General features: G+C 68.9%; 13 protein-coding genes. 2 read left to right on the plus strand and 11 right to left on the minus strand.

Annotated elements, in window-relative coordinates; genetic code table 11:
* Nucleotides 1-35: 35 nt before the first annotated feature.
* Genes HEP75_RS12280 through HEP75_RS12305 form a run of 6 tightly spaced genes read right to left on the minus strand, consistent with a single transcriptional unit; the run spans nt 36 to nt 4,578 of the window.
* Complete coding sequence (locus HEP75_RS12280) at nt 36-818, minus strand: hypothetical protein (RefSeq protein ID WP_255423842.1); 783 nt, start codon at nt 816-818, stop codon at nt 36-38.
* A 33-nt stretch (nt 819-851) separates the two neighbouring features.
* Nucleotides 852-1,496: a DUF3299 domain-containing protein gene (locus HEP75_RS12285; RefSeq protein WP_255423843.1), complete on the minus strand. Its 645-nt coding sequence runs from the start codon at nt 1,494-1,496 to the stop codon at nt 852-854.
* Nucleotides 1,483-2,070: a DUF3299 domain-containing protein gene (locus HEP75_RS12290; protein WP_185816376.1), complete on the minus strand. Its 588-nt coding sequence runs from the start codon at nt 2,068-2,070 to the stop codon at nt 1,483-1,485. The genes HEP75_RS12285 and HEP75_RS12290 overlap by 14 nt, the downstream gene beginning before the upstream one ends.
* A gap of 2 nt (nt 2,071-2,072) precedes the next feature.
* Complete coding sequence (locus HEP75_RS12295) at nt 2,073-3,326, minus strand: ABC transporter permease (protein ID WP_221893188.1); 1,254 nt, start codon at nt 3,324-3,326, stop codon at nt 2,073-2,075.
* Between the two features lie 2 nt (nt 3,327-3,328).
* Nucleotides 3,329-4,042 carry an ATP-binding cassette domain-containing protein gene (locus HEP75_RS12300; protein WP_185816374.1) on the minus strand — a complete coding sequence of 238 codons (714 nt, stop codon included), beginning with the start codon at nt 4,040-4,042 and terminating at the stop codon, nt 3,329-3,331.
* Nucleotides 4,039-4,578: a DUF2796 domain-containing protein gene (locus tag HEP75_RS12305; RefSeq protein ID WP_255423844.1), complete on the minus strand. Its 540-nt coding sequence runs from the start codon at nt 4,576-4,578 to the stop codon at nt 4,039-4,041. The genes HEP75_RS12300 and HEP75_RS12305 overlap by 4 nt, the downstream gene beginning before the upstream one ends.
* Before the next feature lie 166 nt (nt 4,579-4,744).
* Here HEP75_RS12305 and HEP75_RS12310 point away from each other — a divergent pair, with 166 nt between their 5' ends.
* A complete protein-coding gene (locus HEP75_RS12310) occupies nt 4,745-4,975 on the plus strand; it encodes a hypothetical protein (RefSeq protein ID WP_185823720.1) in 231 nt (76 codons plus the stop codon).
* Nucleotides 4,976-5,258: 283 nt separating this feature from the next.
* Nucleotides 5,259-6,539, plus strand: coding sequence for a phospholipase D-like domain-containing protein (locus HEP75_RS12315; protein ID WP_185823721.1), 1,281 nt, complete (start codon nt 5,259-5,261; stop codon nt 6,537-6,539).
* Between the two features lie 440 nt (nt 6,540-6,979).
* On the opposite strand, the gene HEP75_RS12320 is transcribed toward HEP75_RS12315, so the two are convergent.
* From HEP75_RS12320 to HEP75_RS12340, 5 genes are read right to left on the minus strand one after another with little or no spacing between them, the layout of a single operon-like run.
* The gene (locus tag HEP75_RS12320) at nt 6,980-8,161 is read right to left on the minus strand and encodes a VWA domain-containing protein (protein ID WP_185823722.1); all 1,182 of its coding nucleotides are present in this window, start codon (nt 8,159-8,161) and stop codon (nt 6,980-6,982) included.
* Nucleotides 8,158-10,476 carry a DUF5682 family protein gene (locus HEP75_RS12325; RefSeq protein WP_185823723.1) on the minus strand — a complete coding sequence of 773 codons (2,319 nt, stop codon included), beginning with the start codon at nt 10,474-10,476 and terminating at the stop codon, nt 8,158-8,160. Before HEP75_RS12325 ends, HEP75_RS12320 begins: the two co-directional genes overlap by 4 nt.
* Before the next feature lie 13 nt (nt 10,477-10,489).
* Nucleotides 10,490-11,572, minus strand: coding sequence for an AAA family ATPase (locus HEP75_RS12330; RefSeq protein WP_185823724.1), 1,083 nt, complete (start codon nt 11,570-11,572; stop codon nt 10,490-10,492).
* Nucleotides 11,573-11,599: 27 nt separating this feature from the next.
* Nucleotides 11,600-13,126, minus strand: a complete 1,527-nt coding sequence (locus HEP75_RS12335) for a DUF5691 domain-containing protein (RefSeq protein WP_185823725.1) — start codon at nt 13,124-13,126, stop codon at nt 11,600-11,602.
* Nucleotides 13,123-14,517 carry an SWIM zinc finger family protein gene (locus HEP75_RS12340; protein WP_255423845.1) on the minus strand — a complete coding sequence of 465 codons (1,395 nt, stop codon included), beginning with the start codon at nt 14,515-14,517 and terminating at the stop codon, nt 13,123-13,125. Before HEP75_RS12340 ends, HEP75_RS12335 begins: the two co-directional genes overlap by 4 nt.
* Between the last annotated feature and the right edge of the window lie 39 nt (nt 14,518-14,556).

Raw genomic sequence — 14,556 nt, forward strand, 5'->3', positions numbered from 1 at the left:
ATAGTCTGCTTTCGCAGAAACAGCAGCAACAGCACTCAGCGGCAGGAGTCGGGCAACCTGTCCAGCATGCCGGCCACCACCGGCGTCAACCGATTTGCGACCTCGGCCGGAATCGCTTCGCCAGCCCCCTGCCCGCTTTCGCTGCGCGCCTGTTCGCAGGCCTTGACGATCCGGGGGCGCGTGCTGGCCCAGAGCGCCCTGCACTGCCAGCCACTGCGGCCCAGCGGCAGCACCGCATAGGCGATCGACTGGCATTCCTGCGCGGCGCGTGCGCCCAGCGGCTGGCTGGCGTACTCGTGCGGTACCGTGTCCAGCGTCGGTTGGTAATAGCTGTCGGGGAACGCGGCCGAGTAGCGCTCCGGGTCCAGTTGCAGCGGCAGGCCGGTCGCCGCCAGGTCGAGCGTGCGCCCGCACGGTGCGGCGGCGGCGATGCGCTGGATCGCCTGGTAGATCGGCTGGTCCAGGTCCTGCTCGCGCGCAGTCACCTCGGACGTCGCGGCCAACACCGGCAGGCGCGCGCGGTTGGCCATTTTCGCCAGTTCGCCGGCATGTGCCGGCGCGCAGCGCTCGCGCACGCTGGCCGTCAGCAGGAACGCCACGTCGCGGGCGAACGCGGCATCGCTGTGCAGCAGCGTGGCGATGCGCTTGCCGGCCGCATCGTCGGGTAATGGCGCGACATGGAATGCGAGGGCGACCGGCGTGCGGACCGCCGCGGTCGCCGCGCCCGATGTCGGTCCCGCTTGCCGGTGCGCGCGCAACGCCAGCAGCACACCGCCAGCGACGGCGAGCGCGCATGCGGCGAGCGCGATCCAACGCATGCTTGGCGACGTCGGCTGCATCGATCCGAGCCCTCAGCCCTTCACTGGGGTGATCGATGCGTCCTCGGCGTCATAGGTCGCATTGGCGATGTGCGCCTTGAAGCTGGCCAGATGCAGCCGCCCCTGCAGATGGAACGGGTCCCACAGCTCCGGCACGTCGATCGGCGTGCGCAGCACGACGTGCAGGATCTGGTTCGGTGGCGGCGGCGGCACGTGGATGCAGGCGCCATAGAACGGCACGAACAGCAGTTCGCTGACCTTGCCCTGGTCGTCGCTTTCCAGCGGCACCACGTAGCCGTCCAGGGCGAAGCGTTTGCCTTCCAACGCCTTCACCACTTCCGACGAACCGAACTGCGCGGCGCGCTGGGTGCCGGAGTGGTCGATCGGCATGCCGTTGACCATCGAGGGGCCATCGTCGCCGGCCGCCTGATCCATCGCGGTGCTATCCCCTCTCCAGCCCGCACTGATGCGCGGCGGCGGGCGCTGGTAGATGTCGTTGGCCGGCGCCAGTTGTTCCCAGCGCTCCACCGTGTCGGCGACACCGCTGGCCGCAGCGGTCGCGTTCGCCGCTGCCGCCGACGGTTCGGGCCTCGTGCCGGGCTTCCCGTCGTGACCGTGGCAGGCGGCCAGCAGGCACAGCACCGTGGCCAGCGGTAGATGGCGATCAATCTTTTTCATAGGGATGCAGACGGGCCTGCTCCATCGTGTAGGCGGTGCCGGCGAGTTCGCCGTGGAGGGTCTCGGCACGCAACTGGCCGGACAGATAGAACGGGCTGTACATGTCGGGCGGGTCGATCGGGATGTCCAGGCGCACATGCACGATCTGGTTCGGCGGCGGCGGTGGTACGTGGATGCAGGCGCCGTAATACGGCACGAACAGGAACTCGCGCACGCGGCCGGCGTCGTCGCTGTCCAGCGGCACCACGTAGCCCGGCAGCCGCACCTTGCGCGCCAGCACCGCCGCCACCGTGTGGTAGGTGCCGGTCTGCGGCATCGCATGATTGCCGCTGTGGTCGACCTGCGGTTCGCCGCCGTTTTCCATTGCCTGCAGGTCGGCGGGCGGCAGCATCGCGGTCCAGTCCAGCTCGCGATAGCCGTCGGCGTCGGGCTCGCCCAGCGGCGGCTCGATCGGCGCGTCGGCGACCGGCGCCGGCTGCGCCGCCGGTGCCTCCTGCGCCTTTGGGGTGGCGGTTTGACGGCCGCAGCCGCACAGCAGCGCGAGCGCCAGCATCGGAAGCATCCAGCGGCGCATGGTCACAGCTCCGGCGACAGGCCATCGGCCAAGGTGCGGCGATAGGCCAGCAGGGCCGGTACGATGCCGGCGAGTACGCCGGCCAGCAGCACGCAGCCAAGCCAGCCCCATTCCACCGCGCTGGGCGCGATGCGGTTGATCGCCAGACCGAAATGGTCGAGCACCCAGCCGCGCGCCAGCCAGCTGGCCGCGCTCACCACCAGCAGCGCCAGTGCGCACGACACCAGGGTGACCAGGCCGGCCTCGAACAGCAGCAGCCAGGCGATGTCGCGCGGCCGCGCGCCGACCGCGCGCAGGATCGCCATCTCGCGCCGGCGCCCCTGCAGCGTGGCCACCAGCAGCGCGACCATCGACACCAGGCCGAGCAGCACGACCAGCGAGGCGATCATGCGCAGCGCGCCTTCGGCGGTGCCCAGCGTGCTCCACAGCTGCTGCAGGGTCACGCCCGGCATGATCGCCAGCATCGCCTCCTCCGGGTATTCGTTGATCTGCCGCTGCACCGAGAAGGTGGCGATGCGGGTCTTCAGGCCGAGCATGAAGGCGGTGATGTTGTCCGGGGTCAGGTCCATCGTCCGCGCCTGCTCGGCGCTGACGTGCCGGCCTGGCAGGCGGACGCCGGAATGCCAGTCGATATGGATCGCCTCGATCGCCTGCAGCGACACCAGCACGCTGGAGTCCACCGGCGTGCCGGTGCGGCGCAGGAGACCGACGATCCGGAACGGCTTGTCGGCGTGGGTGGCCAGACCGATCCGTCCGGTGCCATGTGTCAGCACGATCTCGTCGCCGACGTGGCGGCCAAGCGCGGCGGCCACGTCGGCGCCGATCACCGCATCGTAGAGATCGGCGAACGCCCTGCCCTGCGCGAACGCCAGCGCATGCCGCGCGCCGTAGTGGTAGTGCGCGAAGAATCCGGTGCTGGTGCCGACCACCCGGTAGCCACGGTAGGAATCGCCCAGCGACAGCGGCACCGCCCACTTCACTTCGGGCATCGCGGTCAGGTCCTGGTAGCTCTTCCACGACACGTTGTTGGTGGCGTCGCCGATGTGGAACACCGAATACAGCAACAGGTTCACCGGGCCCGAACGCGCGCCGACGATCAGGTCGGTGCCCGACACCGTGCTGGCGAAGCCCTCGTGCGCCTGCGCGCGGATGCGCTCCACGCCAAGCAGCAGGGTCACGCTCAGGGTGATCACCAGCACGGTCAACGCCACGCCCAGGCGCCGGCTGCGCAGGCTGGCCAGGGCCAGCTTCAACAGGGTCATCGCGCACCTCCGGCGCTGGCGCGGTTGAGCGTGGCCAGGTCGGCCTGGGCGTCGAACAGCGGCGCGATCGACGGATCGTGGCTGACCACGATCGAACTGGTGCCGCCATGTCGGCATTCGGCGAACAGCAGCTGCAGAAAGGCCTGCGCCGCGACCGGGTCGAGCGCCGAGGTCGGCTCGTCGGCGAGCAGCAACGGCGGCCGCGCGATCAACGCGCGCGCGGCGGCCACCCGCTGCTGCTGGCCGACGCTGAGGCGGCTGGCCGGCCGCGACCACAGCGCCGCCACGTCCAGCCCCAGCGCAGCCATCAGCCGTTCGATCTCCGCATCCAGCGCCTGCGTGCCGGTCGCCAGCCGGCCGCGGCGCGCGGAGAACTGCAGGCCCAGTGCGATGTTGTCGCGCGCGCTCAGGAACGGCAGCAGGTTGAACTGCTGGAACACAACGCCGCAATGGTCGGCACGGAAACGGTCGCGCGCCGCCTTGCGCAACGCCGCCAGGTCCTGCCCGGCGACGCGCACCCAACCGGCATCGGGCTGCAGCACGCCGGCGATCAGCGCCAGCAAGGTGCTCTTTCCCGATCCGCTGGCGCCGCGCAGCAACAACTGCTGCCCGCGCGGCAGCGCGAACGTGGCAATCTCCAGCACCGGTGCGGCGGCGCCGGGATAGCCGAAGCGCACATCGCTCATTTCGACGACGTGGTGCAGGCTCATCCCGGCAGGTTCACCCGGGTCTGCCCGGCCACCGCCTCGGTGCGGTCCTGGCCGGCCGCGGTGGCGACGTTCACCACCACCTTGTGCAGCCCCGCGAAGCGCTGCGGCAGCAGCACCTGCAGATGATCGAGCCGGGCCGGATGCGCGCACTGGAACGCGTAATGGGCGTGGAACTCGGCATGGCTATGGCCGGGTTCGTCCGGGTCCGCCATCGCCACGTCATAGCCCTCGGTGTTCACCTGCGCACTGCGCAGCGAACAGGCCGCAGCGACCGGAAACTGTAGCCAGCGGGCACCGCGCAGCGTGGCGACCGCGGCATCCAGGCGCTGGCGCTCGTCGGCGTCGCGCGCCGGATGCTCGAAATCGAGGATGCCGATGCCCGGTGCGCTGAGCTGAACCTCCAAGGCCGTGCCATCCACGGCGACATCCAGGTTGGCTTGGCCATGCACGTGCGGGCCGTGATGACGGACCGCGTTGGCAGCGACGGGCAGGCTGGCCGAGGCGAGCAGCAGGAACAGCGGAATGGGATGTCGCATACGGACCACGCAAGTTAAGTTATAATATTACATTACTTGAAAAGTAGGCAGGTGATGCAAGCTGACGCTGCACTCAGTCAGCCGCGGTTCGCCTCCGGCCACAACCAGACCGCGCAGCACGGCGGGCACATGCCCTCGTTTGGCGCCGTAAGCAAAGGACATCCCCATGTCTCTCCTCGTCATCCCCGACAGCTACGCCGCCTGGCGCCACTGCATCGAGGTCGAATGCGATCTGAGCCTGCACCAGGCCTATATCGAGCAACGCATCGCCGCGCTGAACGACCACAATGACCACCACACCCAGCAGTTCGTGCGCTGCTGGGGCGAGCCGCTTCGCCAGCAGGTGCTGCAATGGTTTGCGCAGGCGCACGCCGAACGCGCCGACGGTCGCGCCTGAGCCATCCCTAGCTGCCCGCGGCCACCGCGCCGTCGCCTGAACCGTTGCACGCCGACGACCCGCTGCTGCTGGGCGCCGCGCCGCGGGTCGCGCTGGCTCGGATACGCTGTCGGCTGGGGACGGGCCCGCACCGACCTATATGGAACTCATGCGTTACAACGCCACCGCACTGGCCGACGCGCTGCAGCCACCGGTGCGATAGGGCCAATACCCGTGACGCCGGCAGCGTGCGAGCGCACGCCCGCATGGCGTCACTTCCCACGTCATCGCAAGGACTCCCAACGTGCCTCTTTCGTCCCCCGTCCGCGCGCGTCCCGCGCGCCGCTCCCTGCACGCCGCCCTGACCTGCCTGCTGCTGTCGGCAGCGACCGGCATCGAGGCCCGGCCGCAGCCCTCGCAGTTCCAGATCGTCGAAAGCGTGCCCGAAGCAAGCGTCTACGGCGAGCCGGGGGTGCCGCGCACCCAGCAGACCTGGCTGGCGATGATCAACGGTGCCAAGCGCCGCATCGACATCGCCGCGTTCTATCTCTCCGAAAAACCCGGTACCGGCCTGACCCCGGTGCTCGACGCACTGGCCGCCCGCGCCCGCGCCGGGGTGACGGTGCAGTTGCTGGTCGACCACAGCTTCCTGGCCAAGAACCCGGACAGCGTCGCCTGGCTGGGCAAGGTGCCGGGCATCACGGTGCGCGTGTTGCCGGTCGATACGCTGACCGGCGGCGTGCTGCACGCCAAGTACATGGTCATCGACGACGCCAGCGTGTTCGTCGGCAGCCAGAACTGGGACTGGCGTGCACTGGAGCAGATCCACGAGATCGGCGCGCGCATCGACGATGCACGCTTCGCCCAAACCTTCGCCGCCAGCTTCGATTTCAGCTGGCGCCTGGCCGACGAAGGCAAGTTGGCCAAGGCGCAGGCGCGCGGCGTGCAGCCGCCGGACTTCGCCCCGGCCACCGCCAGCGATCCGGTGCTGCTGGATGCCGGCAGCGACGCGCCGCTGATCGCCTTCCCTGCCTTCAGCCCGCCGACGCTGCAACCCGCGTGGGTCACCGCCGAGGAGCCGGCCCTGGTCGATATGATCCGCTCCAGCCAGCATGCGTTACGCATCCAGGTGATGACGCTCTCGGCGATCCGCAGCTTCGGACCCGAGGGCTGGTGGGCGCCGGTCGACAGCGCCATGCGCGATGCCGCGGCGCGCGGCGTGCAGGTGCACATCATCGTCGCCGACTGGGCGCTGCGCGAACCGATGCAGGCGTATCTGAAAAGCCTGGCAGTACTCCCGAACATCACGGTGAAGTTCAGCAGCCTGCCGCCGGCGCCGGAAGGCTTCATTGCGTATGCGCGCGTCGAGCACGCCAAGTACGCGGTGGCCGACGATCGCAGCAGCTTCATCGGCACCGGCAACTGGGAGTGGAGCTACTTCAACACCGCGGTGGACGCCTCGGTGTTCGTCAAGGGCAAGGGCCCGGCCGAGACGCTGACGCACATCTTCGACCGCGACTGGAACGGCCCCTACGTCACCACGCTTCAGCCGGGCCAGGACTACAAGGCGCCGCGCACCGAGTAGTTCCTGGCGCATTGGCGTCGCCCTGAAGGCGCGTGCTTTCAAGGCTCGAGCAGAGTTTGTCTGCCCGGTGCGCGTCCGATCATGCCATCGGCCCGCGCGCTCAACGGCGCAAGCCGTGATCGCCCGCCTCGATTTGCAGGATGTCGCCGCAACGTGCAATCACCGAGGTCATCGCAATGCCGTCGGCCACCAGCCGAGGTACTGCCACTGCCAGGCATGGTCCTACCCGCCTGCATCCAATTCGGCCGAACGCATCGGCGGGTCGATCGCCTGCTTCCGCGCCGCCGACGTGTCGACCAAGGCGAGCGCGTTGCGGCGCGCGGTGTCGGCAACGCTGCGACCTTCCGCGCATCCAGCGTCAAACCTCCCTAATCGCACTGCGTTCGCGCTGCCCTGCCCCGTCTGTGCACCATCCCTTGCTGCGCGATCCAGTGCAGGCCTCAACGCGTCGTCAACAGCCCCTGCCCGCCTGCCCATTGGTTGATGTCATCGCGGCGGATCGCAGCGGCCATCAGCCCCGGGAATGCATCCGGCGTGCAGGCGAAGGACGGTACGCCCAGTGCCGCCAGCTTGCCGGCCAAGCTTCGATCGTAGGACGGCGCGCCTTCGTCGCTGAGTGCCAACAGCACGATGAACTGCACGCCAGCCTCCAGCAGCTCGCGGGCGCGGGCCAGCAGGCTGTCTTCCACCCCGCCCTCGTACAGGTCGGAGATGAGCACCAGGATGGCGTTGTGCGGTTCACGGATGATGCCCTGGCAGTAGCTCACCGCGCGGTGGATGTCGGTGCCGCCGCCCAACTGCACGCCGAACAGCAGATCCACCGGATCGTCCAGTTGCTCGCTCATGTCCACCACTTCGGTGTCGAACACCACCAGGCGCGTGGCCACCGCCGGCAACGAGGCCATCACCGCGCCGAAGATGCTCGAGTACACCACCGATGCCGCCATGGAACCGCTCTGGTCGATGCACAGCAGCACTTCCCGCTGCGGCTTTCTTGCCTTGCGGCCATAGCCGACCAACTCCTGCGGCACCACGGTGCGCAGTTCCGGCTGCCAGTGGCGCAGGTTGCTGCGGATGGTGCGGTGCCAGTCGATCTCGGCCAGGCGTGGGCGGCGGTTGCGGCGGGCGCGGTCCAGTGCGCCGGTCACCGCAGAGCGCATGGGCTCCTCGAGCTGGCGCAGCAGGTCGTCCACCACCTTGCGCACCACCATGCGTGCGGTGTCCTTGGTCTGCGCCGGAATCACCCGGCTCAGGCCGATCAGGTTGGCCACCATGTGCACGTCGGGCTGCACCTGCTCCAGCATTTCCTTTTCCAGCAGCATCTGGGTGAGGTCCAGCCGCTGCAGGGCATCGCGCTGCATCACCTGGACCACGGATGACGGAAAATAACGGCGAATGTCGCCCAGCCAGCGGGCCACATTCGGCGAAGACGCCCCGCGCCCACCGCGGCGACCCAGGCCGCCGGGGCCATCAGGTTCGTACAGCGCGGCCAGGGCCTTGTCGATGCCCTGCAGGTTCTTGGGCAACGCGCCGCAGCTGCGCTCGGCCTCCTGGCCTAGGATCAATCGCCAGCGCTGCTCGCGCGAGGTGGGGGTGTCCAGTGCTTCGGTGGTATCGGTCATGCGGGCAGCCCGAGCAGTTCGCGCAGCATCGGCAACGCGCGTTCGGCGCGTGCCACGTTCCAGTCCGGGGCCAGCACGGCCACGGGTTTCTGCATGGGTGCCCGCTTCACGCGAGTGCCCAGGTCACGCCGATCGGCGGCCTCGAAGGCGGCAAAGGTCCGCCGCACCAGCGGCAGAACGCGTAACAGTTGCGCCTCGTCCAGCGCCACCACCCATTCGTCGATCATCCGCCACACCGCATCATCGTGCAGCAGCACGGTGGCGTTTCGGTTGAGGAAGCCATCCAGCCACTGCGCGGCTTGCAGCGGCTCGGCACCCGGCGAAAGCTGCTGCTGCAGCTGTAAGTGCACCGTTTCGGCCGCCACCGCCTGCGTGTCGAACAGCAAACGCAGGGCAACGCCGCGCAGCAGCGCGCTGCACGAAGACGACAGCGCAACCCGCTGCAATGCTTGCTGCCAGCCGGCACTGCCGCCTGCGTCGTCACGCAGGCCAATGGCGCGGTCGGCATCCAGCACCACGGTGCGGGCCTGTTCGGCGCGCGCTTCGTCCAGGCCGGAAAGGGCCAGGGTCAGGCCGATGACCGCGCGTTCCAGCATGCTGTCGAACAGGTGCGCCACCTGCACGCCCTCGGTCTGACGCACGTTGCCGTAGCGGTGGACGTTGGCCAGCGGCGGCAGTGCGCCAAGCAGGGCCAGCGGATCGGCATCCGTGGCTGCGCGCGCCTCCAGTTCGGCGGCAATGGCGCGCACCGCCTGCGGCAGATCGGCCAGCAGCACCTGATCCACCAGTCCGGAAAGCTCGGGCAGCGCTTCGGCCTTGCGCGCCTGCGCGATGGCCTTGCTGGAAGCGGCGTCCAGCAGGGTCTGCCCGTGGCGGCTGGCCTCCACCAGATCCACCAGGAAGTGCGGTTGCCACGCCAACTGCCAGACCTCGTGGAAGGTGCCGCGCACCGAATGCCCGGTGCGCGTAAGCCTACCCCATTCGATGCCGATCAGCCGTAGGCGGTGCAGCAAGTGGCTTCGCGCCAGGTCGTTCTCTTTGCGCAGGTCCAGATCCAGCGTTTTTTCCAGCGCCTCGGGTTTCAGGCGCAGGCGTTTCTGCTGGGCTTCCAGGTCGCGCTGCAGCGGTACCACCGGCACGCTTTCGGGTACCTGGCCCAGCGCGTCGCCCACCATGAGGCGTTCGCGGATGAGCCGCATGGGCGCGTCGTCGCCATTGCAGATGACGGCGCGGCTGGCTTCGGCAATGTCTTCCAGCCCCGGCGAAGGATGGCCGCGAAGCGCGGCCAGGGTATCGGCCAGGCGCGTGGCTTCAATGAGATGGGCCGGGGAGCAGTCCAGCCCGTGCTCGCGCAGCAACCGGCCCACGCGGGCGTACCAGCCCACGGTGCGCTGGTCGTGCGCGCCGGCGTTGCGCCACAGGTGGTCGTACCAGCCCGGCGCCTCCACGCCGGCACCGTATCCGCTTTCGGCACTCAGATGGCGGTAGGTCCACGGCACCCAGGTGCTCTGCGTCTTGCGCTTGGGCATGCCCTTGAGCAGGCGGTTGTCTGCCGTGGCGCTGTTGGCAATCAGGGCGGCCGGCTGCAGCGCCGGCACGTGCCAGGCCCCGCACACGACGGCAACGCGCGCGAATTCCTTGCTGGTGCTGCGCAATGCGATGCGCATGTGCGCCTCGCGCACGGCCTCGTGCTCGCCGCGCAGGCCGGGGTATTCCGGTGTGTGCTCGCGTACGGCTGCCATGGCCTCGGCAATGGCGTCGAACAGCCCCTGCCCGTTGCCCCGCTCTTCCACCATGTAGTTCCACCAGGCCTCGCCGTCGGCGTGGCCGGCGGCGCGCGCCAGCCAGTCCAGTGGGTCGGCCGGGCGGGCTTCGGCGTCTTCTTCGGCGGCAGATCCGGCGTGGCCGTGGGGCTGCACCGCTGTTTCATCCGCTGCGTCCGGCGCCTCGGCGGCCTCCGGCACCAGGCGGTCCGCGCGGGCCTGCGCCTGCCATTCCAGCGTCAGCGCCGGGGGCACGTCCATGAAGCGCACCGGCACGCCGTTGCGCAGCGCCCAGCTCATCGCCTGCCATTCCGGCGAGTACAGCGCATAGGGATGGAACACCGCCAGCTGCGGGTCGTCCACGCTATAGGAAAGCAACGCCACCGGCGGCTGCATGCCCGCCTCCAACACGTGCGGCAGCAGCGCCTCGGTACCCGCCGGGCCTTCAATCAACACGCAGTCCGGCTGCAGCGCCTCCAGCGCAGCCAGCAAGCTGCGTGCGCAGCCCGGTCCGTGGTGGCGGATGCCGAAAAGGGAGATGCCTTCGCTCATTGGCGCGGGCCGCTCAGACGTGCTCGCGGAATGCGCGGTACAGGTCTTTCCAGTCGTCGCGTTCCTTCACCACGGTTTCCAGGTATTCCTTCCACACCAACGCGTCCTGCACCGGATCCTTGACGATGGCACCGATCATGCCGGCGGCCATGTCGCTCGGGCGCAGCACGCCATCGCCGAAGTGGCCGGCCAGGGCCATGCCGTTGTTGATCACCGAAATGACCTCGGCGGTCGAAAGCGTGGCGCTGGGGCTCTTCAGCTTGGCCTTGCCGTCTTCGGTAACGCCGTTGCGCAGCTCGCGGAAAATGCGTACCACCCGCGCGACTTCCTGCAGCGCCGGCGGTTCGGCCGGCAGGTCCAGCGCTACGCCCATTTCGGCCACGCGCTTGACCACGATGGCCACTTCGTCTTCTTCGCTGGAGGGCACCGGCAGGATCACCGTGTTGAAGCGGCGCTTTAGCGCGCTGGAAAGTTCGTTCACGCCCTTGTCGCGATTGTTGGCCGTGGCAATCACGCTGAAGCCGCGCACGGCCTGCACTTCGCTGCCCAGTTCCGGCACCGGCAGGGTCTTTTCGGAAAGCACGGTGATAAGCGCGTCCTGCACATCCGCAGGAATACGGGTGAGTTCTTCGATGCGAGCGATCTTGCCCAGGCGCATGGCGTTCATCATCGGGCTGGGCACCAGCGCCTTCTCGCTGGGGCCGTGGGCCAACAACTGCGCGTAGTTCCAGCCGTAGCGGATCTGCTCTTCGCTGGTGCCGGCCGTGCCTTGCACCAGCAGGGTGGAATCGCCGCTGATGGCCGCGGTCATGTGCTCGGACACCCACGACTTGGCCGTGCCCGGCACCCCGAACAGCAACAGGGCGCGATCGGTGGCGATGGTGGCCACGGCCACTTCCATCAGGCGACGTTCGCCGATGTACTTGGGGCTGACCACAAAGCCGTTTTCCAGCGTGCCGCCCAATAGATAGGTCACCACCGCCCACGGCGAGAGGATCCAGTTGGCCGGGCGCTGGCGGGTGTCCTGGCGGCGCAGTTCTTCCAACTCTTCTGCGTATTGGTGTTCGGCGTGCTGGCGCAGGACGGCAGTGCTCATGTTGGCTCCAATGAAAGGGCGTGATGATCAGAAAGCGGAATGCAGGGTCTGGCGCAAGGCCAGAAGTTGGCGTGCCTGGTGCACGCAGTCGCGCATGGCCTCGGTGGCATCGGCCTGTGCGTCGGCCACCTGCACGTGCGACAGCACGGAGGGGTGAAGCACGGCCAACAATTCCAGCAGCGCGTCGCGCAGGGTGTAGTCATAACGCAGGGACGCTTCGCCGAACAGTGCGCCTAGCCCGGCAGCCAGTTGCCGCGAGTAAGCGGCGCTGAGAGTCTGGCCAAGGCCGGTGCTGTCCAGCACTTCGCCCAACAGGCGCTTCTGTTGAAGTTCGGCCGCACTGGTGGGCCAATGCCGTTCGCGTTGCGCCGGCGGGAGCATTGCCAGCAGATCGCCCAGGCTCATGTGCCGTTGCTCCACACCGATGAGGGCTTCCACCCATTCTGGTTCGCTGGCGTCCACACGCTCCAGCCAGGCGCGCAGCAGCGCGTCATGCCAGTCCGTGCCGCGAGCCCAGGCCAGCACCTGCGCTGGCGCTTTTTCCAGGGTATGGCACCACCAGGCCAGCGGCAGCTGGCGCGCCAGCTGATAGAGCCACCAGGCACGCTCACCCAACATATCGTTGTTGGGGCGCTTGCTGTCGATGGCGGCTTCGGCCCATCCGGCATCGGCCGCCGCGGGAGCTTCCAGCTTCCAGGTCATACGGCGCATCAGTCCGCCAGGCTGGTGCTGCAGCACGGCGAGCATCTGCGCCTGCACGTATTGCGCGTGCGGCGTGGACGGCAGCCGGGCCAGCATCGGACCCGCCAGCATGCGCACCTCGCGGCTGCGGTCCTTCAACAGCGGCTGCAGCAGCGGCGCATCGGCCTCGCTCAGCTGTGGCTGCAGCGCAATGATGAAGTCCACCCGCTCGCGCGCGGAAAGGTCTTTCAGCGTGCCCTGCAAACGCGCGCGGGCGTCCTCGGCGTTGTGCGTACGCAGTTGCCGGAAGGCCAGCAGGCGCGCATCGAACGCGCCTTCGTTCCACACCTGCTCCATGTCCATCGGCGCATCCGCTTCGACCGCTGTATCTGCCGCGTAGGCCCAGTCTGCATTGCGGGCCGCCAGCCAGCGGCCGCGTACACCCAGCACCGGGCGCAGGCCGGGGCGCAACGCGCTCAGACGGACACCGGCTTCCAGCGCCTGCGGCAGCACCGCCACCGGCAGGTGCCGGTTGTGTGCGGCCAGTTGCAAGCAGGCCTCGTAACGGGCGCGCTTCATCCACGGCGACGGCTGTGCATTGCCGAATAGCCCCTTCAACAACGGTGCCCAGGCGTGGCCGGTGGGCAGCGCCAGAGGATCGACTTCCGCAGGCGGCGGCAGCGCGACCGGCGCGACCATGCGCAAGGCGGCGCGCCGGCAGGCGGCCAAGACGCCCACCTGCCGGCTGTAGCCCAGCGCTGCATCTTTCTGCGTGGCCACGTCGGCGAGCACTTCGCCGAGCGCGCCTGTGGCGGGAATGGCCTGCGGGCGGTCTATGCCCAGCAGGGCCGGCTTCAACCATGCCTCGCTCATGCCCCACTCCTTTCCCAGCGCTCGCCCGGCGCGTTCCAGGCGGTCAGTGGCAGCAGCGCCTGGCCGTCCCACTCGCCCATCAGGCACAGCGGGTGGCCACCGGCAAATGCCATCAGCGCCCAGCCCTGCATCGTCGGAAGCCGAAGCGGCAGCGTGCCCTCGGCGTGTTGCACCCAAGCGTTGCGGCCATCGTGCGCCACATGCGCCTGCCCAAGGCGCATGGGTACCTGCGGCAGCCATGGGTTGACGGCATACGCCTGCGCGGCGGCGTCCAGCGTGTCTTCGCGCGGCAGCGCCGTACCGGCGTCCATGCCCGCTTCCACCTCGCCCGGCACCGCGCGCAGCGGTACCGTGCCCGCGTGAAAATGCAGCGTGCCCGCATGAACATGGCCGTTGCGCCAGTGCTGCTCCCAACCGCGCCCAGCGTGGCTGTAGTCCTGCAACAGCGCGGCCCGCCCGCTTTCCAGGCCGTGCAGCCACACGCGGCGCTCGAGCAAGTTGCCCGGCTGTTCAATCACGTGTTGACCCTGCACGTGCCAACGGTCGCGCACGGCCTCGCCCTCCCGCTGCACCGCTTCGCGCTCCATCGGCCAACCCAGCGCAGTGCGCAGGTCCGCCTGACGCGCTGCGCTGAAGTTGTCCATGCGGGGCACCGCCTGGGTGAGCAGTTGCAACAACCCCAGGCATTCGCCCAGTTCGGCCAGCTGGGCAAGGTCGCGCCCGCCCTCGCCCAGCGCTCGTTCCAGCCGACTGGCCAGTCCCGGGGCCTGGGCATCCACCATGCGTGCCATCATGCGCTGCGCTTCCTGCTCGAAGCCCGCGCCCAGGTTGGCCAGCCCCTGGCGGAACTGGTCGGCCACCCAGCGCTGCAGTTCTGCCGCACCGGTTTCCATGCGCGACCAGCGCGCCTGTTCGCGCTTGGCGGCAGCGGCGGCCTGCACCTGCGGATCCGGCGGGGATGCGCTGGCAGCGGCTTCCTCCTTCCGGACCGCGCGGGCGCGGCGGCCCTGCATCCACTCCTCCACCCAGGCTGGGCGCGCGCCCGGCACGCAGCGCGGATTGCCGGCGGCATACAGCAACAGCAATGCCAGGCCATGCTTGCAAGGAAACTTGCGGCTGGGGCACGAGCAGCGGCTCACCAGCGTGGTCAGCTCCACTTGGGTCTGGTATGGCTTGGCGCCGCTGCCTTGGCATTCACCCCATAGGGCTTCGGCATCTGCACCGAGCAGGCCCCATTTTCCATCTGTAGCCAGACCACCGGCCGCCTTGCTTGACGATGCATCGGGCGCAAGCGCGAGCACCTGCTCGCGCGTGAGTCGCACTTCCATATCCGTACTCACATCAGATTGCGGAGGATGATAGCCGAGGTCGGATACAGCTGCAGGACTCATGGTTGTTGGGAGGTATTAGTGACGACGCCCCCTAGTTGA

Origin of the sequence: Xanthomonas sp. SI (genome assembly GCF_014236855.1) — a bacterium.
GTDB lineage: Bacteria > Pseudomonadota > Gammaproteobacteria > Xanthomonadales > Xanthomonadaceae > Xanthomonas_A.

Coding starts and splice junctions, on each gene's coding strand:
- HEP75_RS12280 (WP_255423842.1), bottom strand. CDS start 818: ATGCGTTGGATCGCGCTCGCCGCATGCGCGCTCGCCGTCGCTGGCGGT.
- HEP75_RS12285 (WP_255423843.1), bottom strand. CDS start 1,496: ATGAAAAAGATTGATCGCCATCTACCGCTGGCCACGGTGCTGTGCCTG.
- HEP75_RS12290 (WP_185816376.1), bottom strand. CDS start 2,070: ATGCGCCGCTGGATGCTTCCGATGCTGGCGCTCGCGCTGCTGTGCGGC.
- HEP75_RS12300 (WP_185816374.1), bottom strand. CDS start 4,042: ATGAGCCTGCACCACGTCGTCGAAATGAGCGATGTGCGCTTCGGCTAT.
- HEP75_RS12305 (WP_255423844.1), bottom strand. CDS start 4,578: ATGCGACATCCCATTCCGCTGTTCCTGCTGCTCGCCTCGGCCAGCCTG.
- HEP75_RS12310 (WP_185823720.1), top strand. CDS start 4,745: ATGTCTCTCCTCGTCATCCCCGACAGCTACGCCGCCTGGCGCCACTGC.
- HEP75_RS12320 (WP_185823722.1), bottom strand. CDS start 8,161: ATGACCGATACCACCGAAGCACTGGACACCCCCACCTCGCGCGAGCAG.
- HEP75_RS12325 (WP_185823723.1), bottom strand. CDS start 10,476: ATGAGCGAAGGCATCTCCCTTTTCGGCATCCGCCACCACGGACCGGGC.
- HEP75_RS12330 (WP_185823724.1), bottom strand. CDS start 11,572: ATGAGCACTGCCGTCCTGCGCCAGCACGCCGAACACCAATACGCAGAA.
- HEP75_RS12335 (WP_185823725.1), bottom strand. CDS start 13,126: ATGAGCGAGGCATGGTTGAAGCCGGCCCTGCTGGGCATAGACCGCCCG.
- HEP75_RS12340 (WP_255423845.1), bottom strand. CDS start 14,517: ATGAGTCCTGCAGCTGTATCCGACCTCGGCTATCATCCTCCGCAATCT.